20 protein-coding genes are annotated in these 21,994 nt (G+C 57.7%); 5 read left to right on the top strand and 15 right to left on the bottom strand.

The window, feature by feature from the left end:
- Positions 1 to 20: 20 nt before the first annotated feature.
- The 6 genes from odhB to sdhC form a co-directional block, all read right to left on the bottom strand.
- Positions 21 to 1,238, bottom strand: a complete 1,218-nt coding sequence (gene odhB / locus AC1D2P_RS03085) for a 2-oxoglutarate dehydrogenase complex dihydrolipoyllysine-residue succinyltransferase (RefSeq protein WP_046032889.1) — start codon at positions 1,236 to 1,238, stop codon at positions 21 to 23.
- Between the two features lie 42 nt (positions 1,239 to 1,280).
- Positions 1,281 to 4,112: a 2-oxoglutarate dehydrogenase E1 component gene (locus AC1D2P_RS03090; protein WP_046032888.1), complete on the bottom strand. Its 2,832-nt coding sequence runs from the start codon at positions 4,110 to 4,112 to the stop codon at positions 1,281 to 1,283.
- 262 nt (positions 4,113 to 4,374) lie between these two features.
- Complete coding sequence (locus AC1D2P_RS03095; RefSeq protein WP_046032887.1) at positions 4,375 to 5,079, bottom strand: succinate dehydrogenase iron-sulfur subunit; 705 nt, start codon at positions 5,077 to 5,079, stop codon at positions 4,375 to 4,377.
- A gap of 11 nt (positions 5,080 to 5,090) precedes the next feature.
- On the bottom strand, positions 5,091 to 6,863 hold the full coding sequence (gene sdhA, locus AC1D2P_RS03100) for a succinate dehydrogenase flavoprotein subunit (RefSeq protein WP_046032886.1): 1,773 nt from the start codon (positions 6,861 to 6,863) through the stop codon (positions 5,091 to 5,093).
- A gap of 3 nt (positions 6,864 to 6,866) precedes the next feature.
- The gene (gene sdhD, locus AC1D2P_RS03105) at positions 6,867 to 7,235 is read right to left on the bottom strand and encodes a succinate dehydrogenase, hydrophobic membrane anchor protein (RefSeq protein ID WP_477811302.1); all 369 of its coding nucleotides are present in this window, start codon (positions 7,233 to 7,235) and stop codon (positions 6,867 to 6,869) included.
- On the bottom strand, positions 7,229 to 7,603 hold the full coding sequence (gene sdhC, locus AC1D2P_RS03110; protein WP_015096190.1) for a succinate dehydrogenase, cytochrome b556 subunit: 375 nt from the start codon (positions 7,601 to 7,603) through the stop codon (positions 7,229 to 7,231). The genes sdhD and sdhC overlap by 7 nt, the downstream gene beginning before the upstream one ends.
- Before the next feature lie 363 nt (positions 7,604 to 7,966).
- Between sdhC and gltA the strand changes: the two genes are divergently transcribed.
- Positions 7,967 to 9,256, top strand: coding sequence for a citrate synthase (gene gltA, locus AC1D2P_RS03115; RefSeq protein WP_007945132.1), 1,290 nt, complete (start codon positions 7,967 to 7,969; stop codon positions 9,254 to 9,256).
- An 885-nt stretch (positions 9,257 to 10,141) separates the two neighbouring features.
- Here gltA and AC1D2P_RS03120 read toward each other — a convergent pair.
- From AC1D2P_RS03120 to AC1D2P_RS03135, 4 genes are all read right to left on the bottom strand, one after another.
- Complete coding sequence (locus AC1D2P_RS03120; protein ID WP_477811303.1) at positions 10,142 to 11,800, bottom strand: cation acetate symporter; 1,659 nt, start codon at positions 11,798 to 11,800, stop codon at positions 10,142 to 10,144.
- Entirely contained in the window at positions 11,797 to 12,108 is a 312-nt protein-coding gene (locus tag AC1D2P_RS03125) for a DUF485 domain-containing protein (protein ID WP_109786436.1), read from the bottom strand. Before AC1D2P_RS03125 ends, AC1D2P_RS03120 begins: the two co-directional genes overlap by 4 nt.
- 251 nt (positions 12,109 to 12,359) lie before the next feature.
- Positions 12,360 to 13,211: a glycine betaine ABC transporter substrate-binding protein gene (locus tag AC1D2P_RS03130; RefSeq protein ID WP_046032883.1), complete on the bottom strand. Its 852-nt coding sequence runs from the start codon at positions 13,209 to 13,211 to the stop codon at positions 12,360 to 12,362.
- Positions 13,212 to 13,330: 119 nt separating this feature from the next.
- Positions 13,331 to 13,477 (bottom strand): hypothetical protein, encoded by a 147-nt coding sequence (locus AC1D2P_RS03135; RefSeq protein WP_223522602.1) that lies wholly within the window; start codon positions 13,475 to 13,477, stop codon positions 13,331 to 13,333.
- Positions 13,478 to 13,511: 34 nt separating this feature from the next.
- On the opposite strand from AC1D2P_RS03135, the gene AC1D2P_RS03140 reads away from it, so the two are divergent.
- On the top strand, positions 13,512 to 15,107 hold the full coding sequence (locus AC1D2P_RS03140) for a glycoside hydrolase family 17 protein (protein WP_077430645.1): 1,596 nt from the start codon (positions 13,512 to 13,514) through the stop codon (positions 15,105 to 15,107).
- Positions 15,108 to 15,230: 123 nt separating this feature from the next.
- On the opposite strand, the gene AC1D2P_RS03145 is transcribed toward AC1D2P_RS03140, so the two are convergent.
- Positions 15,231 to 15,599, bottom strand: a complete 369-nt coding sequence (locus AC1D2P_RS03145) for a hypothetical protein (RefSeq protein WP_046032881.1) — start codon at positions 15,597 to 15,599, stop codon at positions 15,231 to 15,233.
- 223 nt (positions 15,600 to 15,822) lie between these two features.
- Between AC1D2P_RS03145 and AC1D2P_RS03150 the strand changes: the two genes are divergently transcribed.
- Together AC1D2P_RS03150 and AC1D2P_RS03155 are read left to right on the top strand one after the other, a co-directional pair.
- Positions 15,823 to 17,121, top strand: coding sequence for a serine/threonine protein kinase (locus tag AC1D2P_RS03150; RefSeq protein WP_046032880.1), 1,299 nt, complete (start codon positions 15,823 to 15,825; stop codon positions 17,119 to 17,121).
- Positions 17,114 to 17,902: an MlaA family lipoprotein gene (locus AC1D2P_RS03155; RefSeq protein WP_046032879.1), complete on the top strand. Its 789-nt coding sequence runs from the start codon at positions 17,114 to 17,116 to the stop codon at positions 17,900 to 17,902. Before AC1D2P_RS03150 ends, AC1D2P_RS03155 begins: the two co-directional genes overlap by 8 nt.
- A 58-nt stretch (positions 17,903 to 17,960) precedes the next feature.
- Here the strand turns inward: AC1D2P_RS03155 and AC1D2P_RS03160 are convergent, their stop codons facing one another.
- Both AC1D2P_RS03160 and AC1D2P_RS03165 read right to left on the bottom strand, forming a co-directional pair.
- Positions 17,961 to 18,338 carry a DUF805 domain-containing protein gene (locus AC1D2P_RS03160; protein WP_109786434.1) on the bottom strand — a complete coding sequence of 126 codons (378 nt, stop codon included), beginning with the start codon at positions 18,336 to 18,338 and terminating at the stop codon, positions 17,961 to 17,963.
- 130 nt (positions 18,339 to 18,468) lie between these two features.
- The gene (locus AC1D2P_RS03165; RefSeq protein ID WP_477811304.1) at positions 18,469 to 19,377 is read right to left on the bottom strand and encodes a DUF808 domain-containing protein; all 909 of its coding nucleotides are present in this window, start codon (positions 19,375 to 19,377) and stop codon (positions 18,469 to 18,471) included.
- Positions 19,378 to 19,511: 134 nt separating this feature from the next.
- Here AC1D2P_RS03165 and AC1D2P_RS03170 point away from each other — a divergent pair, with 134 nt between their 5' ends.
- On the top strand, positions 19,512 to 20,117 hold the full coding sequence (locus tag AC1D2P_RS03170) for a TetR/AcrR family transcriptional regulator (protein ID WP_109786432.1): 606 nt from the start codon (positions 19,512 to 19,514) through the stop codon (positions 20,115 to 20,117).
- 74 nt (positions 20,118 to 20,191) lie between these two features.
- Here the strand turns inward: AC1D2P_RS03170 and AC1D2P_RS03175 are convergent, their stop codons facing one another.
- Complete coding sequence (locus AC1D2P_RS03175; protein ID WP_477758468.1) at positions 20,192 to 21,262, bottom strand: alpha/beta hydrolase; 1,071 nt, start codon at positions 21,260 to 21,262, stop codon at positions 20,192 to 20,194.
- A gap of 99 nt (positions 21,263 to 21,361) precedes the next feature.
- Positions 21,362 to 21,802, bottom strand: a complete 441-nt coding sequence (locus AC1D2P_RS03180) for a GlcG/HbpS family heme-binding protein (protein WP_477811305.1) — start codon at positions 21,800 to 21,802, stop codon at positions 21,362 to 21,364.
- Positions 21,803 to 21,994: the final 192 nt, after the last annotated feature.

Below are 21,994 nucleotides of genomic sequence, written 5' to 3' on the forward strand. Positions count from 1 at the left end.
GAAACCTGCAGCCGCTTCTATCAGATATCCAGCAACAAACGAGCCGGGTCTTCCAGCAGGTTCTTGATGGTAACCAGGAAGGTCACAGCTTCTTTGCCATCGATCAGACGGTGATCGTAAGACAGAGCCAGGTACATCATCGGACGGATAACGACCTGACCGTTGATCGCCATAGGGCGCTGCAGAATGTTGTGCATGCCCAGGATAGCCGCTTGCGGCGGGTTGACGATCGGGGTCGACATCATCGAACCGAAGGTACCACCGTTGGTGATGGTGAACGTGCCGCCGGTCATTTCGTCCATCGACAGTTTGCCGTCACGAGCCTTCTTGCCGAAGGTGGCGATGCCGCCTTCGATTTCAGCCAGGCTCATCAGTTCGGCGTTACGCAGAACCGGTACAACCAGACCACGGTCGCTGGAAACAGCAACACCGACGTCGGCGTAGCCGTGGTAAACGATGTCGCCACCGTCGATCGACGCGTTGACAGCCGGGAAGCGTTTCAGCGCTTCGGTAGCGGCCTTGACGAAGAACGACATGAAGCCCAGGCGTACGCCGTTGTGGGACTTCTCGAACAGGTCCTTGTACTTCGAACGCAGGGCCATGACTTCAGTCATGTCGACTTCGTTGAAAGTGGTCAGCATCGCCATGTTCGACTGAGCTTCTACCAGGCGCTTGGCCACGGTAGCGCGAACGCGGGTCATCGGTACGCGCTTCTCGACGCGGTCGCCGGCGGCGAACACAGGAGCAGCGGCAGCCGGGGCAGCAGCCTTGGCAGGCGCGGCAGCCGGAGCGGCTTTCTTGGCAGCGACAGCGGCTACTACGTCTTCCTTGGTCACACGACCGCCTTTGCCGGTGCCGGCAACGGAAGCGATGTTGATGCCGTTTTCTTCAGCCAGCTTGCGAGCAGCCGGTGCAGCAACAGGATCGTCTTCGCCATCAGCAGCTGGAGCAGCCGCTTGTGCAGCGGCCGGAGCGGCAGCAGGAGCAGCGGCTGCAGCGCCGCCTTCTACGATGGAGCCCAGAACTTCGTCGGACAGGACGGTCTCGCCCTCGCCCTTGACGATTGCGCCCAACACGCCATCAGCGGTAGCCAGAACTTCCAGTACGACTTTGTCGGTTTCGATGTCGACGATCAGTTCGTCACGCTTGACGGCGTCGCCCGGTTGCTTGTGCCACGTGGCAACGGTGCCATCGGCAACCGATTCCGGGAAAGTGGGGGCTTTGATTTCGATAGCCATTATCTGTGAGTCCTTAAATTCGGTTTCAGGTGCGCGAAGGCGTTAAACAGTAAAGGCGTCTTGCAGCAGTTTTTCCTGCTGTTCGGCGTGCATCGATGCATAACCACATGCCGGTGCAGCAGAAGCCTCACGGCCCGCGTACTCGAGTACGAGAGACTTGTTGAGGGTACTGATGCTGCGACGCAAGTGGTGTTGGCTGCAGTACCAGGCACCCTGGTTCATCGGCTCTTCCTGACACCAAACGGCATGTTTGGCGTTGGTGTAAGGAGCCAGGACTTCTTTCAAGTCGTCCTCAGGGAATGGGTACAGCTGCTCGATACGCACGACGGCGATGTCGTCACGACCTTCGGCACGGCGTTTTTCCAACAGGTCGTAGTAGACCTTGCCGCTACACAGAACAATGCGCTCGACCTTTTTCGGATCTTGAGCATCGATTTCCGGGATCACGGTCTGGAACGAACCTTCGGCCAGATCTTCCAGCGTCGAGATGGCCAGTTTGTGGCGCAACAGCGACTTCGGAGTCAGAACGATCAATGGCTTGCGCAGCGGGCGAATGACCTGGCGACGCAGCAAGTGATAGATCTGAGCCGGCGTAGTCGGTACGGCTACCTGAATGTTGTGCTCGGCGCACAATTGCAGGTAACGCTCCAGACGTGCCGAGGAGTGCTCAGGACCCTGACCTTCGTAACCGTGCGGCAACAGCATGGTCAGACCGCAGAGACGGCCCCACTTGTGTTCGCCACTGGTGATGAACTGGTCGATAACCACCTGGGCACCGTTGGCGAAGTCGCCGAACTGGGCTTCCCAGATCACCAGCGCATCAGGCGTGGTGGTCGAGTAACCGTATTCGAACGCCAGTACGGCTTCTTCGGACAGGAACGAATCGTACAGGTCGAAACGTGGCTGGCCGTTGTACAGGTTTTGCAACGGGATGTAGGTACCCGCGTCTTTCTGGTTGTGCAAGACAGCGTGACGGTGCGAGAACGTACCGCGACCGATGTCCTGACCCGTCATGCGAATCGGGTGACCTTCGAACGCCAGGGTCGCGTACGCCATGGTTTCGGCGTAACCCCAGTTAATCGGCAGGCCGCCGGCTTGCATTTTCTGACGGTCTTCGTAGATTTTTGCGACCTGGCGCTGAACCACGAAACCTTCTGGAATTTCCAGCAGCTTGGCGGACAGTTCCTGTAGGGTCTTGAGGTCGAAACGAGTGTCGTGACGCGCAGTCCAGGCATGGCCCAGGTACGGACGCCAGTCCACGAACAGCTCTTTGTTCGGCTCTTTGACCAGGCTTTTTACAACATGCAGACCGTTGTCCAGTGCGTTGCGGTATTCGTCGATTTTCGACTGCACACGCTCTGCGTCCAGCACACCGCTCTGTGTCAGGCGATCGGCATACAGCTCACGGGTGGTGCGCTGTTTGGTGATCTGCTGATACATGATCGGCTGGGTGCCGCTTGGTTCGTCGGCCTCGTTGTGGCCGCGACGACGGTAGCAGACCAGGTCGATCACCACGTCACGCTTGAACTGCATGCGGTAGTCGATGGCCAGCTGGGTCACGAACAATACAGCTTCCGGATCATCACCATTCACATGGAGGATCGGTGCCTGGATCATTTTCGCAACGTCAGTCGCGTACTCGGTGGAACGCGAGTCCAGCGGGTTGCTGATGGTGAAACCGACCTGGTTGTTGATCACGATGTGCACGGTACCGCCGGTTTTGAAACCGCGGGTCTGCGACATCTGGAACGTTTCCATGACCACGCCTTGACCTGCGAACGCAGCGTCACCGTGGATGGAGATCGGCAGGACTTTTTCACCGGTAGGATCGTTACGACGGTCCTGACGGGCGCGAACCGACCCCTCGACCACCGGGGAAACGATTTCCAGGTGGGACGGGTTGAACGCCATGGCCAGGTGAACTTCACCGCCGGCGGTCATCACGTTGGACGAGAAGCCCTGGTGATATTTAACGTCACCAGAACCCAGCTCGACCTTCTTCTTGCCTTCGAACTCGTCGAACAGCTCGCGCGGGTTCTTGCCGAAGGTGTTGACCAGCACGTTAAGACGACCACGGTGGGCCATGCCGATGACGATTTCCTTGGTGCCGTAGGAGCCGGAACGCTGGATCAGTTCGTCGAGCATCGGAATCAGGCTTTCGCCGCCTTCCAGACCGAAACGCTTGGTACCCGGGTATTTGGTGCCCAGGTATTTTTCCAGGCCTTCGCCGGCGGTCACGCGCTCAAGCAAGTGGCTCTTGATGTCAGCGGAGTACGTCGGACGACCGCGCACGCTTTCCAGACGCTGCTGGAACCACTGGCGCTGCTCGGAATCGGTGATATGCGTAAATTCAGCGCCGATGGTGCGGCAATATGTCTGCTGCAACGCTTCGTGAATTTCGCGTAGGCTCGCCTCCTCTTTGCCGATGAACAGGTCGCCGGCACGGTAGGTCGTATCAAGATCGGCATTGGTCAAGCCGTAGTGATTGATTGACAGGTCTGCAGGTGCAGGACGCTGCCACAGCCCCAGCGGGTCAAGCTGGGCTGCCTGGTGGCCACGCATACGGTAGGCCTGGATCAATCGCAGCACTTCAACTTGCTTCTTCTCGTGCTCACTGCTCACGCTGCCGGCGGAAACCGGTTGGGCGCGGCGCTGGTTCTTTGCCAGCAAGACGAAATGATCGCGAATTGTGGAGTGCGAAACATCGGTGGCAGTGTTGCCGTCAGCAGGCAACTTCTGGAAGTAGGTGCGCCACTCTTCTGGCACAGCGTTAGGGTCGTGCAGGTAGAGCTCGTAAAGCTCTTCCACATAGGCAGCGTTACTACCGGACAGGTAGGCGCTGTTCCACATGCGCTGCATCACGCTTTCTTGCATGCTTGGTCACCCTCGGTTAGGGGAACACCACCGGCGTCGACACCGAGCAAACTTGCAGAAGTCCGAATGCAGCGACCAAAACAAGCCACTTAGGATCACGCTGATAGTCCGGGTACCAGCCCGGATGCCCCTGCTTGTCTCATTTCTTCAAAATAAGAGCTGCAGCTTTGTGAGCTGCTGCTCAGGTTAAAACTACGGCGCCGGTTGAAGCCTGCGCCGTAGCATCTACGGGTACAGCGGTCTTACGGGTACAACAGCTGAATCACACGCCGCTTTGCAGAAGCATGTTACGAATGTGACCGATGGCCTTAGTCGGGTTCAGGCCTTTCGGACAAACGTTGACGCAGTTCATGATCCCGCGGCAGCGGAATACGCTGAACGGGTCATCCAGCGAAGCCAGACGCTCGGAAGTCTTGGTGTCGCGGCTGTCTGCCAGGAAGCGATAAGCTTGCAGCAGAGCAGCTGGACCCAGGAACTTGTCCGGGTTCCACCAGAAGGACGGGCAAGAAGTCGAGCAGCAAGCGCACAGGATGCACTCGTACAGACCGTCAAGCTTTTCACGCTCTTCAGGGGACTGCAGACGCTCGATGGCCGGAGCCGGCGTGTCGTTCTGCAGGTAAGGCTTAACCTTCTCGTATTGCTTGTAGAAGATGCTCATATCGACGACCAGGTCACGGATAACCGGCAAACCTGGCAGAGGACGAACGATCAACTTGTTACCTTTTACGACGGCGGACAGCGGCGTAACGCACGCCAGACCGTTTTTGCCGTTGATGTTCATGCCGTCGGAACCGCATACACCTTCACGGCAAGAGCGACGATAGGAGAAACCTTCGTCCTGCTCTTTGATCAGGGCCAGCACGTCCAGCACCATCAGGTCTTTACCACCGGTATCGACCGAGAATTCCTGCATGAACGGCGCGGCGTCCTGATCAGGGTTGTAACGATAAACGCTGACTTTCAACATGGCGGCCACCCTTAATAAGTCCGAATCTTAGGTTCAAAAGTCGGAACAGTCTTCGGCGAGAAGTTCACAGCACGCTTGGTCACGCGCTTGTCACCCGGGAAGTACAGGGTGTGGCACAGCCAGTTTTCGTCGTCACGGTCTTCGAAGTCTTCACGGGCGTGAGCACCGCGGGACTCTTTACGTACTTCGGCAGCGATGGCAGTAGCTTCAGCCACTTCCAGCAGGTTCTGCAGCTCCAGAGCTTCGATACGTGCAGTGTTGAACGCCTGCGACTTATCGTTGATCTTGACGTTGGCGATGCGCTTGCGCAGGTCAGCCAGCTGGGCAATACCCTTCTGCATGTATTCGCCAGTACGGAATACACCGAAGTAGTTCTGCATGCAGTTTTGCAGCTCGCGACGCAGGGTTGCCACGTCTTCGCCTTCGGTACGCTCGTTCAAAGCAGACAGACGCGCCAGGGCCGCATTGATGTCGGCGTCGGTGGCGTCGTCGTATTCGATACCGTCGGTCAGTGCTTTTTCCAGGTGCAGGCCGGCAGCGCGGCCGAATACCACCAGGTCGAGCAACGAGTTGCCGCCCAGACGGTTGGCACCGTGAACCGATACGCACGCCACTTCACCCACTGCGAACAGGCCAGGGATGATTTCGTCGACGCCTTCGTCGTTCTGGGTGATTGCCTGACCGTGAATGTTGGTCGGAACGCCGCCCATCATATAGTGGCAAGTCGGAACAACCGGAACCGGAGCAACAACCGGGTCAACGTGAGCGAAAGTCTTGGACAGTTCGCAGATACCTGGCAGACGGCTGTGCAGCACTTCCTCGCCCAAGTGGTCGAGTTTGAGCATTACGTGGTCGCCATTCGGGCCGCAGCCGTTACCAGCGATGATTTCCTTAACCATCGAACGGGCAACAACGTCACGACCTGCAAGGTCTTTGGCGTTCGGAGCATAACGCTCCATGAAACGCTCGCCGTGCTTGTTGATCAGGTAACCACCTTCACCACGGCAACCCTCGGTAACCAGTACACCAGCGCCGGCGATACCGGTCGGGTGGAACTGCCACATTTCAATGTCTTGTACCGGCACGCCAGCACGCAGAGCCATGCCGACGCCGTCACCGGTGTTGATCAGGGCGTTGGTGGTGGACGCGTAGATACGACCTGCACCGCCGGTAGCCAGTACGGTGGCCTTGGCACGGATGTAGGTGGTTTCGCCGGTTTCGATGCAGATGGCGATCACGCCGACGAACTCGCCTTCGCCGTTCTTCACCAGATCGACAGCGTAGTACTCGTTCAGGAACACGGTACCGGCTTTCAGGTTGCCCTGATAAAGGGTGTGCAGCAGCGCGTGACCGGTACGGTCGGACGCAGCGCAAGTACGAGCAGCCTGCCCGCCTTTACCGTAATCCTTCGACTGACCGCCGAATGGACGCTGGTAGATACGACCTTGCTCGGTACGCGAGAATGGCATGCCCATGTGGTCCAGCTCGTAAACGGCAGCCGGGCCTTCCTGACACATGTACTCGATAGCGTCCTGGTCACCGATGTAGTCGGAACCCTTGACGGTATCGTACATGTGCCAGCGCCAGTCATCGTTCGGATCAGCCGAAGCGATGGCGCAGGTGATGCCACCCTGGGCAGATACAGTGTGCGAACGGGTCGGGAAAACCTTGGTGATCACGGCAGTCTTGTGACCGCCCTGCGCCAGTTGCAGCGCAGCGCGCATGCCGGCACCGCCACCACCAATGATGATGGCGTCGAAAGAAATCGTTGGAATGTTAGCCATGAATCAGATACCCCAGAGAATCTGCACACCCCAGACGAAGTAAGCGAACATCGCAACGCCGCATACTGCCTGGAAAAGGAAACGTACTGCAGTCGCGGACTTGCCCAGCGCCATTGGCGTCAGGTAGTCGGTCGCGATGGTCCACATGCCGACCCAGGCGTGAGCGCCCAGGGCCACAAGGGCCAGCAGACTGAAGATACGCATCCCGTTGTGGGCGAACAGGCCATGCCATTGGCCGTAGCCAATGCCCGGATTCGCCGCGAGGTATCCGATCAGGAAGATGAAATAAGCCGCGAGAACAACCGCAGACACACGTTGTGCCATCCAGTCATAGAGGCCCGAACRCGAAAGGTTCGTAACGCTGGTTACCATATCCAAACTCCTGCCAGAACGATCAACACCACGGAAACGGCGATGATAATTTTCGAGCCCAGGCGGCCGCCTTCAAGCGTCTCGCCGATGCCCATATCCATGATCAAGTGGCGCACACCGGCTACCAGGTGATACAGAAGAGCGGACAGGAGGCCCCATGCTACGAACTTGGCCAGCGGGCTGGTCAAGCATGCCTTCACCTCGGCAAAACCTTCCTCGGAACCCAGGGATTTGCCCAATGCATAAAGCATGAAGCCAAGGCCCAGGAAGAGGATGATGCCGGAAACACGGTGAAGAAACGACGTAACGCCGGTGATGGGGAGTTTGATGGTCCTTAGGTCTAGGTTTACAGGTCGTTGGCTTTTCACGGCTTTTTTTTCACACTGAAGAGCCCCTAACAATCAGGGCAAAGTTGTTGGGGAGTGCACTGGTCAGGTAACCACCACCCAGGGATGCGACCCCCAATAAAGCAGGCCCAAAAGCCCCTGGCGGTCGGTGGCCGAGTATAGACAGTTAGGCTACTAATGACAACGCGTTCACCTTCCCCTAATAGCTGATTGCACAAGTTGGATAAAAGGCGTAAATGGCAGTCAATTTCGAGGAAAAAGTCCGGTTAAAGCCTTCTGGAGCAAGACTTTAGGCAAATTGACATTCGAATTTATCTCACTATAGTGGTGCGGGCCCTGCGTGGGGGGTCTGTCTGATGATTTCAAGCATAAATAGGAGGCCACATGGCTGACAAAAAAGCGCAGTTGATCATCGAGGGCGCAGCCCCCGTCGAGCTGCCCATTTTAACCGGCACCGTTGGTCCCGATGTTATCGATGTTCGGGGCCTGACGGCCACGGGCCGTTTCACCTTTGACCCTGGTTTCATGTCGACAGCCTCCTGCGAGTCGAAGATCACCTATATCGACGGCGACAACGGCATCCTGCTGCACCGCGGTTACCCGATCGAACAACTGGCTGAAAAGTCGGACTACCTGGAAACCTGCTACCTGCTGCTCAACGGYGAATTGCCSACCGCWGAACAGAAGGCCCAGTTCGTCAGYACCGTSAAGAACCACACCATGGTTCACGAGCAGTTGAAGACCTTCTTCAACGGCTTCCGTCGCGACGCCCACCCAATGGCCGTCATGTGCGGTGTAGTCGGCGCGCTTTCCGCCTTCTACCACGACTCCCTCGACATCAATAACCCRCAGCATCGCGAAATCTCTGCGATCCGCCTGGTTGCCAAGATGCCGACCCTGGCAGCAATGGTTTACAAGTACTCCATGGGCCAACCCATGATGTACCCGCGCAACGACCTGACGTACGCGGAAAACTTCCTGCACATGATGTTCAACACCCCGTGCGAGATCAAACCGATCAGCCCGGTGCTCGCCAAGGCCATGGACCGGATTTTCATCCTCCATGCCGACCACGAGCAGAACGCATCGACATCTACGGTACGCCTGGCCGGTTCTTCGGGTGCCAACCCGTTCGCCTGTATCGCCGCCGGCATCGCTGCACTGTGGGGCCCTGCCCACGGCGGTGCGAACGAAGCCGTTCTGACCATGCTGGATGAAATTGGCGATGTATCGAACATCGACAAGTACATCGCCAAGGCCAAGGACAAGAACGATCCGTTCAAATTGATGGGCTTCGGTCACCGGGTTTACAAAAACCGCGACCCACGCGCCACCGTGATGAAGCAGACCTGCGACGAAGTACTGAAAGAACTGGGCATCAAGAACGACAAGCAGCTCGAACTGGCCATGCGCCTGGAAGAGATCGCCCTGACCGACCCGTACTTTATCGAACGCTCGCTGTACCCGAACGTCGACTTCTACTCGGGGATCATCCTCAAGGCGATCGGCATTCCAACCAGCATGTTCACCGTTATCTTCGCCCTGGCGCGGACTGTTGGCTGGATCTCCCACTGGAAAGAAATGCTCTCCAGCCCGTACAAGATTGGCCGCCCGCGCCAGCTGTACACCGGCTACGAGTCGCGTGACATCACCAAGCTGGAAGACCGCAAATAAGACCTGTCTTGCGATAACGTCTTAACTGCACCGGAAACGGCCTCTATTTATATAGAGGCCGTTTTTGTTTGTGCGCTTTGAAAGTCCTCATCCCACCACCCTCCTCGCCGCGCCGGAAAAAGCGGGACGCAGAGCATCCCCGGCAGCATTCCCACGCAGAGCGTGGGAACGATCATCCTACACATCTGTTAGAGATGGGTCGGCTGGCAGGCCGCCATCGCCGGCAAGCCATGCTCCTACAGGGAATGAGTACATCTGCAAAAGGCTGGCCGGCTGTCAGGCCGCAATCGCGGGCAAGCCCGGCTCCTACAGGGAATGAGTACATCTGCAAAAGGCTGGTCGGCTGGCAGGCCGCCATCGCGGGCAAGCCCGCTCCCACAAAAAGCAAAACAACACACATCCGCTGTTGCCCCTCACCACTCATCAGGCCGAGCGTTAGCTCGCCTACAGCTTTTGATCTTGATCCACCCGCCCCTTCGGGAGGCTGAGTAGAGGTGTTCATCCGGGGAGTGGCGCGCAGCGCCGTTCGACGCAGTCGAACACGCTGCATGTAGGTCGAAGCGAAGCCGACCGGAGGGCAGTGTCCCCGGAGGGATACCGGAGCGAAGGAACGCCGAGCCTTAGCGAGGGGCCGGACGCTCGGGGCGAGCGCTTTTGGTTACTTTTAAGGCGTTTGTTAAAAGTGACTCGCCGTAAGGGCGAAACCCTAAGCCGCCATTACCGCAGCAACGGATATGTACTCAACCAACCAAAACACAGGCCGGCTATCAGGCCGCCTCGACAAAAAACCAAATTCAGACCGATAACCGCCCAATAAAAAATGCCCCGATCTCTCGACCAGGGCATTTCATATTTAACGCAACTTACATAAATACCACTGAAACCTTAGTGCGCAACCGCCCCACTCGCCCCCAACCCAGTCTGCGAACGAACAAACTGCGGGAAGAACAGCGCACGCTCATTGTCAGCTGCGGTCGATTTGTCAGTAACCGAGAAGAACCAGATACCGACAAACGCAATCGCCATCGAGAACAGTGCAGGGTACTCATACGGGAAGATCGCCTTCTCGTGATGCAGGATCTGCACCCAAATGGTTGGCCCAAGCACCATCAAGCCCACAGCGCTGACCAGCCCCAACCAGCCGCCAATCATCGCACCGCGCGTGGTCAGCTTCTTCCAGTACATGGAAAGCAGCAGCACCGGGAAGTTACAGCTCGCCGCGATGGAGAACGCCAGGCCCACCATGAAGGCGATGTTCTGGCTTTCGAACAGAATGCCCAGGCCGATCGCCAACACACCGAGTGCGATGGTGGTGATTTTCGAGACGCGGATTTCATCCTTGTCGTTAGCCTTGCCCTTCTTGATCACACTGGCGTACAGGTCGTGAGACACCGCAGTAGCACCGGCCAGAGTCAAACCAGCCACTACAGCCAGAATGGTTGCAAACGCGACCGCCGAGATAAAGCCCAGGAAAATACTGCCACCCACCGCGTTGGCCAAGTGCACCGCCGCCATGTTGTTACCGCCCAACAGTGCGCCAGCCGCATCTTTAAAGGCCGGGTTGGTGCTGACCAGCAAGATCGCGCCGAAGCCGATGATGAAGGTCAGGATGTAGAAGTAACCAATGAAGCCGGTTGCGTACAGCACGCTCTTGCGAGCTTCTTTCGCGTCACTCACGGTGAAGAAGCGCATCAGAATGTGCGGCAGGCCAGCGGTACCGAACATCAGCGCAAGCCCTAAGGAGAATGCCGAGATCGGGTCTTTCACGAGGCCGCCTGGGCTCATGATCGCTTCACCTTTAGGGTGAACCTTGATCGCCTCGGAAAACAGCGTGCTGAAGTCGAAGTTGACGTGCTTCATCACCATCAGTGCCATGAACGAGGCACCGGACAGCAGCAKCACMGCCTTGATGATCTGAACCCAKGTGGTCGCCAGCATGCCGCCAAACAACACATACAGGCACATCAGGATGCCGACCAGAATCACCGCAACGTAGTAGTCGAGACCGAAAAGCAGCTGGATCARCTTGCCGGCACCCACCATTTGCGCGATCAGGTAGAACGCCACCACCACCAGCGAGCCGCAAGCAGACAGCGTGCGGATCTGGGTTTGCCCCAGGCGATAGGACGCCACGTCGGCAAAGGTGTATTTACCCAGGTTACGCAGGCGCTCGGCGATCAGGAACAGAATGATCGGCCAGCCTACCAGGAAGCCGATCGAGTAGATCAGGCCGTCGTAGCCGGAGGTGAATACCAGGGCGGAAATCCCCAGGAAGGACGCCGCGGACATGTAGTCACCGGCAATCGCCAGACCGTTCTGGAAACCGGTGATCTTGCCGCCCGCCGCATAATAGTCGGCAGCAGAATTATTGCGCTTGGAAGCCCAATAGGTGATGCACAGGGTCAAACCGACAAACGCCACGAACATCAAAATGGCGGAAACGTTGAGCGGTTGTTTATGCACTTCGCCGGTCAGGGCTTCACCCGCCCAAACGGCCGGGGCAAAGGCTGCGATGCTCAATAGAGCCATTAGACGCCGGATCATTGCTGAGCCTCCTTGAGAATCGCATTGTTCAGGTCGTCGAATTCGCCATTGGCGCGTCGTACGTAGATTGCAGTCAGGACAAAGGCCGAGACAATCAGCCCGACACCAATGGGTATCCCCCAGGTAATCGAAGACTCAGGGGTGATTTTCGCCCCCAGCACCTGCGGCCCGTAAGCAATCAAAAGGATGAATCCGGAGTAAAGCCCAAGCATGATTGCCGAAAGAATCCAGGCGAATCGCTCCCTCTTGCTGACCAGCTCCTTGAAGCGCGGGCTGTTTTGAATCGAGAGGTAAATGCTGTCGTTCATTGTTTTTATCCTCGCAGCACAGATTATTGTTAGAACGTTATCCACTCTATGCGGCTGCGATACAGGTTCCAGACGACCTTAGTATTAGAACGACATGACTGTTTTGTTTCCTGTAGGAGCCCGGCTTGCCGGCGATGGCGATTTTGAGACCGCCATCGCAGGCAAGCCGGGCTCCTACAGAAACGCAAAAGGCCGCTTGGCGGTTATGCCAAGCGGCCTTCAGAAGTGCTGACCAGACGCGTCAAATCAAATCATTTGGTCCAGTCGGCAACACGTTCCGGGTGTTTGGCCACCCAATCCTTCGCCGCGGCTTCCGGCTTGGCACCATCCTGGATTGCCAGCATGACTTCGCCGATTTCATCTTTCGACGCCCACTGGAAGTTCTTCAGGAACTTGGCCACTTCCGGTGCCTTGGTGGCGAGTTCTTTGCTGCCGATGCTGTTTACGGTTTCAGCGGCGCCATAAACGCCTTTCGGATCTTCCAGGAAGCGCAGCTTCCACTTGGCGAACATCCAGTGCGGCACCCATCCGGTCACGGCAATGGATTCGTTTTTCTTCTCGGCACGGGTCAGCTCGGCAATCATGCCGGCGCCGGAACTGGCCTTGAGTTGATACCCGGTCAGGTCGTAGTCCTTGATTGCCTGTTCGGTCTTGAGCATCACGCCTGAACCGGCGTCGATGCCGACAATGCGGTTTTTGAAGCTGTCGTCGGTTTTCAGATCGCCGACGGTTTTGGCTTTGACGTACTCCGGCACGATCAGGCCGATTTTTGCGTCTTTGAAGTTCGGACCGTAATCGACGACCTGATCCTTGTTCTTGGTCCAGTAATCACCGTGTGTCACCGGCAACCAGGCCGACAGCATGGCATCGAGTTTGCCCGTGGCCACACCCTGCCACATGATCCCGGTCGCGACGGCTTGCAGTTTCACGTCATAACCCAGTTTCTGTTTGATCACTTCAGCCGCTACGTGGGTCGTCGCGACGCTGTCGGACCAACCGTCAACGTAACCGATGCTCAGGGTTTTGCTCTCGGCATTGGCCATGGTGGAGCCAATCGCAAGCACCAGAGCGGCACCTGCACCTAAAAGTCGTCGCATCTTCATCGTTACTTCCCCGAAAGTGCTGCGCTCGACGGATGCCGAGTCGCGTCAACGTATTGTTATGGTGCACAGCGCCCTCATCACGCCCACCGCAAACTCGTTCGAACATCAGCGTGATTTATCTATGAGAGCACTGATGCTTCGATAATCAACCTCGCGACAATAGCGACCTGCTCTGCCAGCGACATCAAGGCATCGAGAAACGACATCAGAACGCCATTAATCTTGAGCGGCGCAAACGCCTCGGTCGTCCCGCCCGAACTTTGCATGTCAAAACCATGCAGGCCACCTGAGCCGGGAGAAATGCAGGTAACATGCGCGGCTTTGCTCTCAGACGGCCTGACCATGCCCGCGACATCACGCTTTCCTTTTTTTGCTTACCTGTTCGCCTGTCTGCTGGGGTTGTTTGCCTTCGGCGGCTTTTGGTACGGCCTCGGCAAACCGGTGATTCTGCCGGACGTGGCCAGCGCGACACACAAACTGCAATGCGCCTCCTACACCCCGTTCGACAAAGATCAATCGCCGTTCGATGTGCCGTTCAAGTTGCGTCCGGAACGCATGGACGCCGACCTCGCGCTGCTGGCCAAAAGCTTCGAATGCATCCGCACCTATTCCATGACCGGCCTCGAGGCCCTGCCCGACCTGGCGCGCAAACATGGCTTGAAACTGATGATCGGCGCCTGGGTCAACAGCAACCCGGTGGACACCGAGAAAGAAGTCGACCTGCTGATCGCCTCGGCCAATGCCAACGCCGACGTGGTGACCTCGGTCATCGTCGGCAATGAAACCTTGCTGCGCAAAGAAGTCACCGGCGCGCAGCTGGCCAGGCTTATCAACAAGGTCAAAAGTCAGGTCAAGCAGCCGGTCACTTACGCCGACGTCTGGGAGTTCTGGCTCAAGCACCCGGAAATCGCCCCGGCGGTGGACTTCCTGACCATCCACTTACTGCCGTACTGGGAAGATGATCCCTCGAACATCGACGCGGCCCTGCAACATGTGGCCGAAGTGCGCCAGGTTTTCGGCAACAAGTTCGCGCCCAAAGACGTGATGATTGGCGAAACCGGTTGGCCGAGCGAAGGCCGCCAACGGGAAACCGCCCTGCCGAGCCGGGTCAATGAAGCCAAGTTCATTCGCGGTTTTGTCGTGATGGCAGAACAGCATGGCTGGCATTACAACCTGATCGAAGCCTTCGACCAGCCATGGAAACGTGCCAGCGAAGGTGCGGTCGGTGGCTACTGGGGATTGTTTGACGCTGATCGCCAGGACAAGGGCGTGCTCGCAGGCCCGGTGTCGAACGTGCCGTACTGGTCGCAGTGGCTGGCGGTGGGCGTGGTGATTTTTTTCGGCACGTTGATGCTTGGCGGTCGCGTTCGCAGCACTCGCGCCGCGTTGGTACTGCCACTGCTCGGCGCACTGGCGGCTTGTTCGATTGGCGCGTGGGGTGATCTGGCTCGCGTCACCACACGGTTTGCCAGCGAATGGCTGTGGGTGGCGCTGCTGACGGCGTTGAATTTGCTGGTGTTGACCCATGCCGCACTGACGCTGAGCGCCCGCACGGGTTGGCGTGAGCGCGCCTTCAATGCGCTGGAGCGCCGGGCTGGCTGGTTACTCGCGGCGGCAGGATTTGCCGCCGCGGTGATGATGCTGGAACTGGTGTTCGATCCGCGCTATCGCAGCTTCCCGAGTGTCGCGTTCATCCTGCCGGCGTTGGTTTACCTGTGCCGCCCGGTGAGCGTGCCACGTCGCGAGATTGCGTTGCTGACCTTCATCATCGGGGCTGGCATTGCGCCGCAGTTGTTCCGTGAAGGTTTACACAACCAGCAAGCCTGGGGCTGGGCGCTGGTGAGCGGGCTGATGGTTGCAGCGTTATGGCGCAGTTTGCGGGTTCGCAACAGGTAAACGTCGGCGAAGCTTCTGGCCTCATCGCGGGCAAGCCACGCTCCCACAGGACTCTGCAGCGAATGCAGCATTTGTGTACGACAAAATCCCTGTGGGAGCGGGCTTGCCCGCGATGACGATTTATCAGGCGCTACGAGAAGCCCGAACCAACCGCAAACCCGCAATCACCACCGCAAAAACAGCCAGCGTCGTGTTGTACAACGCCAGTGCCGGGAACCCGAACACCAGCGCCAGCACCGCCAGCCACCAACCTGCCCGGCCCGGCAGCACGAAGCCAAGCACCGCTGCCGAAATCGCCGCCCAGCCCAGCACGTTGAAGTGAATCATCAAGCCCAGATTCGAACGCACCCCACATTCCCAGCGGTTAGCCTCGTCCACGCAGATGCCCACCCACTGCCCATCCTCCATGAAGCCATAACGCGCGCCGTAACTGGCGGCCAGCCATAAAGGCAGCAAAACGAGCAGCAAAAACACGGGCAGACGGCGGGACATGAAACACTCCAATAGGGGAAAACGGCGGCCAGCTTAATCCCCCGACAGCGGTATGCAAACGCGAGCAACAGATAATTGGTAAGGAAACCGCTGCAAAGTGTATCGTCCAGCTACTATTACCCGAAAATAAGCCTCTTTGGTGCCGATGCGTGGCACTTTGGCGCAATACAAGTGGTCTTAGCCTGCGAACTTTATTCAGCACCTTCTTCTAAGGGATCTAGTCATGCTCCGTTCCTTGCGCTTCGCCGCCCTGTTTTGCGGCCTTATATTGAGTGCGTCCGCACTGGCAGTCGATATCGACGCCGCCAGTTATGGCTACCCCTTGACCAACCCGTTCGAGGCGACCATCGCAACGACACCTCCGGACCTGCGTCCGGAATTGCCGCTGGACGACGACATCAATCAGCGGGATGAAACCATCACGCTACGCCCGGAGCGCGCCTTCGAACTGCCAGACAACTTCTGGGCCGTGAAGAAGCTGACCTACCGCATCGCTACGCAAGATAAAGCCGCACCGCTGATCTTCCTGATTGCCGGCACCGGTGCCCGTTATGACAGCACCCTCAACGAATACCTGAAAAAGCTCTACTACCAGGCCGGCTATCACGTGGTGCAACTCTCGTCGCCGACCAGTTTCGACTTCATCGCCGCCGCCTCTCGCTTCGCCACCCCCGGCATAACCAAGGAAGATGCCGAAGACATGTATCGAGTGATGCAGGCCGTGCGGGCACAAAACCCGAATCTGCCGGTCACCGATTACTACCTGACCGGTTACAGCCTGGGCGCCCTCGACGCGGCGTTTGTCGCGCATCTGGACGAAACCCGCCGCAGTTTCAACTTCAAGAAAGTCTTGCTGCTCAACCCGCCAGTCAACCTGTACACCTCGATCACCAACCTGGACAAACTGGTCCAGACAGAGGTCAAGGGCATCACCAGCAGCACTACGTTTTATGAGCTGGTGTTGAACAAGCTGACCCGCTACTTCCAGCAGAAAGGCTACATCGACCTCAACGATGCCCTGCTCTACGACTTCCAGCAGTCCAAGCAACACCTGACCAACGAACAGATGGCCATGCTGATCGGCACTTCATTCCGTTTCTCGGCTGCCGACATTGCCTTCACCTCGGACCTGATCAACCGTCGCGGCCTGATTACGCCGCCGAAATTCCCGATCACCGAAGGCACCAGCCTCACGCCGTTTCTCAAGCGTGCGCTGCAATGCGACTTCGACTGCTACATCACCGAACAGGTCATTCCGATGTGGCGTGCCCGCACTGACGGCGGCAGCCTGCTGCAACTGATCGACCAGGTCAGCCTGTATGCGCTCAAGGACTACCTGCACGACAGCCCGAAAATCGCTGTGATGCACAACGCCGACGACGTGATCCTGGGCCCGGGCGACCTCGGTTTCCTGCGCAAGACCTTCGGCGATCGCTTGACCGTTTATCCACTCGGCGGCCATTGCGGCAACCTTAACTACCGCGTCAACAGCGACGCCATGCTGGAGTTCTTCCGTGGCTAAATATCTCCTGCTTATCGCTGCGTTACTCTGTGCAGGCGTCGCCAATGCCGACAACAGCAAAGCCAACGCCCCCGTCGTGATCGACAATGACGGCTTCAAGGAGCCGCTGAGCAAACTCAAGTTCAACCCCGGGCTGGACCAGCGCGAGTTCGAACGCTCGACGCTCAACGCACTGGCCGTCTATGACCCGCTGGAAGAGTGGAACCGCCGGGTGTATCACTTCAACTACCGCTTCGACCAATGGGTGTTCCTGCCCGTGGTCGACGGCTATCGCTACGTCACGCCAAGCTTCCTGCGTACCGGCGTGAGCAACTTCTTCAACAACCTCGGCGACGTGCCGAACCTGGTGAACAGCCTGCTGCAACTCAAGGGCAAGCGTTCGATGGAAACCTCTGCGCGCCTGCTGCTCAACACCACCATCGGCATCGCCGGCCTGTGGGACCCGGCCACCGCCATGGGCCTGCCGCGCCAGAACGAAGACTTCGGCCAGACCCTGGGCTTCTACGGTGTACCAGGCGGCGCCTACTTCGTCTTGCCAATTCTCGGGCCGTCCAACATCCGCGACACCGGCGGCCTGGCAGTCGACTTCACCGTAGAGTCGGCGATCAACTACCTGAACGTCTCCGAAGTCAGCTCCAATCATCCTGAAGTGTGGATCCTGCGCGGCATCGACAAACGCAACCAGACCCGCTTCCGCTATGGCCAGCTGAACTCGCCGTTCGAGTACGAGAAAGTGCGTTACGTGTATACCGAGTCACGTAAGTTGCAGATCGCCGAGTAATTCCGGCGGCAACAAAAAAGGCCATTCGATGTGAGTCGAATGGCCTTTTTTTATTCAATCACCCATGGATGACTTGCGATTGTTGGGGATCTGCGCCGTAGTCATTTTCACCCTTGGTTCCTCGGGTCCCCATAGATATCAAAACCAAAAGCGGGCCAATGAAAGGGATAAGTATCCATAGAAAGTTAACCCCTCCTTTGTTCAAATCATGATATCGCCGCCATGTAACCGCCAACCGAGGGCAAATAGTGCACACCGAATACACCGGAAGGAGCAGCAAGTAGACTCGTTCTTCGAGTAAACCCGACCACAATCCAAAAGCCAACCAGCATAGAACCAAGCAATTTTCGACTAGAGTAAACATCCAATACTCTTTCCTGCCGGCCCTACCTTGAAACGTTGCGTATTTCCCCAGCACCTGCAAATACCACTTCATCCCTAAACCCTTTAGCTTCTGGAAAATCCATTCAGGCTATTGCAGCCCAAACAGGGGAGCGAAGTTTACGAGAACCTCAAAAATAGCCTTGTAGGAACAATCTGAAAGGAATGTGGGCGCTTTGAGTTTCTTAACCTTTCACCGCTTTCCAGACCTTGCTGGCAACCATCACCCCCGCCAACACCACCGCGCCCGCGACAATCCCCGCCACCGCGTTCAGCAATGTCGGCACGATAAACCCGGCACCGCCGGCGCTGACGCTTTCGATCCAGTGATGAATCACCGGCACGCCGTGAGTCAGGATCCCGCCACCGACCAGGAACATCGCTGCCGTACCGATCACCGACAGGCTTTTCATCATGTAAGGCGCTGCGCGCAAAATGCCGCCCCCGATGCTTTTCGYCATCTGCCCAGGCTTTTGGGTCAGCCACAAACCGAGGTCGTCGAGTTTGACGATGCCGGCGACCAGGCCATAGACGCCGACGGTCATGACGATGGCAATCCCCGAGAGCACGATCACTTGCTGGGTCAGCGAGGCACCCGCCACGGTGCCCAACGTGATGGCGATGATTTCTGCCGACAGGATGAAGTCGGTGCGGACCGCGCCCTTGATCTTGTCCTGTTCGTAAGCCACCAGATCGACCGCCGGATCGGCAACAGCCTCGACCAGCTCTGCATGTTCAGCCTGATCCTCGGCCTTGCTGTGCAAAAATTTGTGGGCAAGTTTCTCGAAGCCTTCGAAACACAGGTACGCGCCGCCGACCATCAACAATGGGGTGACCAACCACGGAATAAATGCGCTGATGGCCAACGCTGACGGCACCAGGATCAGTTTGTTGCGAAACGAGCCCTTGGCAACCGCCCAAACCACCGGGATTTCCCGCTCGGCCCGCACGCCGCTGACCTGCTGGGCATTGAGCGCCAGATCGTCGCCCAGTACACCGGCGGTCTTCTTGGCGGCCATTTTGGTCATCAATGCCACATCGTCGAGCACAGCGGCGATGTCATCGATCAGCACCAGCAAACTGCTTCCTGCCATGAATCAGGTTTCCTTCTTGAATGAATGCTGCGCAGCATAGCGCGGCCGAGTGCCACACGGGGCATTCTTGAGCGGCGCGCGAGGCCGGTGATACCATGCGCAACCGCCAGAACAGGCAAGGAACCCCCTGGTTTATGAGCACTATCCGCGAGCGCAACAAAGAACTGATCCTGCGTGCCGCCAGTGAAGAATTTGCCGACAAGGGCTTCGCTGCGACCAAAACCAGCGACATCGCAGCCAAGGCGGGATTGCCCAAGCCCAACGTCTACTACTACTTCAAATCCAAGGAAAACCTCTACCGCGAGGTCCTGGAAAGTATCATCGAGCCGATTCTGCAGGCCTCGACACCGTTCAACCCTGAAGGTGTGCCCAGCGAAGTGCTGAGCGGCTACATCCGCTCGAAAATCCGCATCTCTCGCGACCTGCCTTTCGCTTCCAAGGTGTTCGCCAGCGAAATCATGCACGGCGCCCCGCACCTGAGCGCCGACCTGGTCGAACAACTCAACAGCCAGGCCAGACACAACATCGACTGCATCCAAACCTGGATCGACCGCGGCCAAATCGCCGCCATCGACCCTAACCACCTGATGTTCAGCATCTGGGCCGCAACCCAGACCTATGCCGACTTTGACTGGCAGATCACCGCCATCACCGGCAAAGCCAAACTGGATGAGGCCGATTATGAAGCAGCGGCGCAGACGATTATCCGGTTGGTGCTCAAGGGGTGTGAACCGGACTGACAGACCGGTTCAAAGCGAAAAGATCACCGGCCCATGCAGCAGTCGCGCGCTGGCGAAGATTGCGATCTTTGAGCCTAAACTTCACCGCCCATCATCCAGCGCAATGCCTGCGGGAGTGATGTTCTCCAGCCGTCCGGAAACGTGTGCCCGCCATCATGGGTAATGGATTTAACCTCGTTACCCTCACTGAATAACGCACGAAAATCGGCACTCATTTGCAAGTTGCCCGATCCTTCCATCTTCCCGTTGATCACAAACACCTTTTTGCCACGCGCCTTGCTCGTGGTCGGTGTCGGTTGCATACCGCCGGGTGACAGCAACAATGCGCCTGCGTAATCATCCGGATGTTGCGCCAACAACGCTCCGGCATGCTGTGAGCCTTGAGAAAAGCCCATCAGGTAAACATGTTTGCGGTCGATGCATTGCTGCACCGCCAGCTCCTTCAGACCGTTTTGTACCGCTTTATGCGTGCCCTCAAAACCCGGGCCGATCCAGCGGAAGCTGTCGACAGAATTGATCATTTCAGTGCCATTAATGCCCAAGATAATGGCACCGGTGTCCGCAAGTGGCTGGTAATCCTCATCGACTTCACCGTTCACGCCATACCCGTGCAACCAGACCACCACCGGCCGACACGCGGCGGGCACAGGAATAGTGGCGGAAGGATTGAGCACTGAAATCGCTCCGACCTTGCCTAGGGCAATTTTCTGATAGCGTTGCTGGGCATTGGCCAACACGTTCTTGTAGGTGGATGTCTGGCGCAGATCGGCAAAGTCCTCGTCGCTCGCCATCAGTGGACCGAACCACATGCCGCGGTCATCGGCTTCCTTCAAAAAGCGCTCCGCCAGCTTGTTGTCACCGCGACGGGCAAACAGCGCCGCCACCTGATAAGGCGCTATCAACTGCTCGGGTTCTTCGCGGCTCGCCGCCAGGTAAACAGCAATAGCCTGCAAGGTGTCGGTACCTTCCAGTTTTTCAGCCCGGGCCATTAGCTCTTCTGCATCTTCGGCGTTGAGCAACGCAGTGACGACAGGACTGAGCGCCTGGAAAGCGATTTCATCGGCGTCCAGCGCTTCGTCGGCGTGCAGAAAAGGGGGGCAGAGGGTCATGGTCGCAGCCAGGGTGATGCCAAACAGCGTCTTCACGCATATCTTCCTTGATACAAAAACGAGAGGGGCGGCAGTCTATAGAGGCCGCCCCGCTTCGTCACCAGCGTCCTGCCGGCAGTATCGATTTAATTCACATCAAGCCGTTACCCCAGCATCCGCCGTCAACCCCAACGCCTCGATCGCACTAATCGCGCACTGTTCATCAACATCCGACAGATCCYCGCTGATGCCGACCGCCCCCAGCACGTTCCCTGCCAGATCGCGAATCAGCACACCACCCGGTGCCGGCACGATGCTGCCCTGCCCCAGGCTGTTCAACGCCGCGATAAACGCCGGGCGTTGTTGTGCGTCCAGCGCCAGCAGACGCGAGCCTTTGCCCAGGGCAATGGCGCCCCAGGCCTTACCGATGGCGACCTGCGGGCGTAGCAGGCTGGCGCCGTCTTCGCGTTGCAGGGTGATCAGGTGCCCGCCGGCATCCAGTACTGCAATGGTCAATGGAGCTGCAGAGATTGCACGCCCGGCAGAGATGGCCTGATCGATCAGGTTGACTGCGACTTTCAAGGTTAAAGCGCTCATGGTGCCGTCCTCATTTTGTTTTTCGGAAAGCCGTTGGGCTGCGCCGTTGTGCCGCAGTCCGATGCAACAAATAGAACACAATGAATTATTTTTTTGTATACAATAATTATCGAAAAGCGCCACATGCGACGAAAAGCCACACGTTAAAGGGCTTCCGACGAATGAAACAGTCGCTTGAGAAAATGGATTGAC

This window comes from Pseudomonas sp. P1_F1_2, from assembly GCF_056405815.1.

What these genes read in the sequence shown, in the direction of transcription:
- odhB (WP_046032889.1), bottom strand. Translation starts at nt 1,238, where the DNA reads ATGGCTATCGAAATCAAAGCCCCCACTTTCCCGGAATCGGTTGCCGAT.
- AC1D2P_RS03090 (WP_046032888.1), bottom strand. Translation starts at nt 4,112, where the DNA reads ATGCAAGAAAGCGTGATGCAGCGCATGTGGAACAGCGCCTACCTGTCC.
- AC1D2P_RS03095 (WP_046032887.1), bottom strand. Translation starts at nt 5,079, where the DNA reads ATGTTGAAAGTCAGCGTTTATCGTTACAACCCTGATCAGGACGCCGCG.
- sdhA (WP_046032886.1), bottom strand. Translation starts at nt 6,863, where the DNA reads ATGGCTAACATTCCAACGATTTCTTTCGACGCCATCATCATTGGTGGT.
- AC1D2P_RS03125 (WP_109786436.1), bottom strand. Translation starts at nt 12,108, where the DNA reads ATGAACGACAGCATTTACCTCTCGATTCAAAACAGCCCGCGCTTCAAG.
- AC1D2P_RS03130 (WP_046032883.1), bottom strand. Translation starts at nt 13,211, where the DNA reads ATGAAGATGCGACGACTTTTAGGTGCAGGTGCCGCTCTGGTGCTTGCG.
- AC1D2P_RS03135 (WP_223522602.1), bottom strand. Translation starts at nt 13,477, where the DNA reads ATGCAAAGTTCGGGCGGGACGACCGAGGCGTTTGCGCCGCTCAAGATT.
- AC1D2P_RS03140 (WP_077430645.1), top strand. Translation starts at nt 13,512, where the DNA reads ATGCAGGTAACATGCGCGGCTTTGCTCTCAGACGGCCTGACCATGCCC.
- AC1D2P_RS03145 (WP_046032881.1), bottom strand. Translation starts at nt 15,599, where the DNA reads ATGTCCCGCCGTCTGCCCGTGTTTTTGCTGCTCGTTTTGCTGCCTTTA.
- AC1D2P_RS03150 (WP_046032880.1), top strand. Translation starts at nt 15,823, where the DNA reads ATGCTCCGTTCCTTGCGCTTCGCCGCCCTGTTTTGCGGCCTTATATTG.
- AC1D2P_RS03160 (WP_109786434.1), bottom strand. Translation starts at nt 18,338, where the DNA reads ATGAAGTGGTATTTGCAGGTGCTGGGGAAATACGCAACGTTTCAAGGT.
- AC1D2P_RS03170 (WP_109786432.1), top strand. Translation starts at nt 19,512, where the DNA reads ATGAGCACTATCCGCGAGCGCAACAAAGAACTGATCCTGCGTGCCGCC.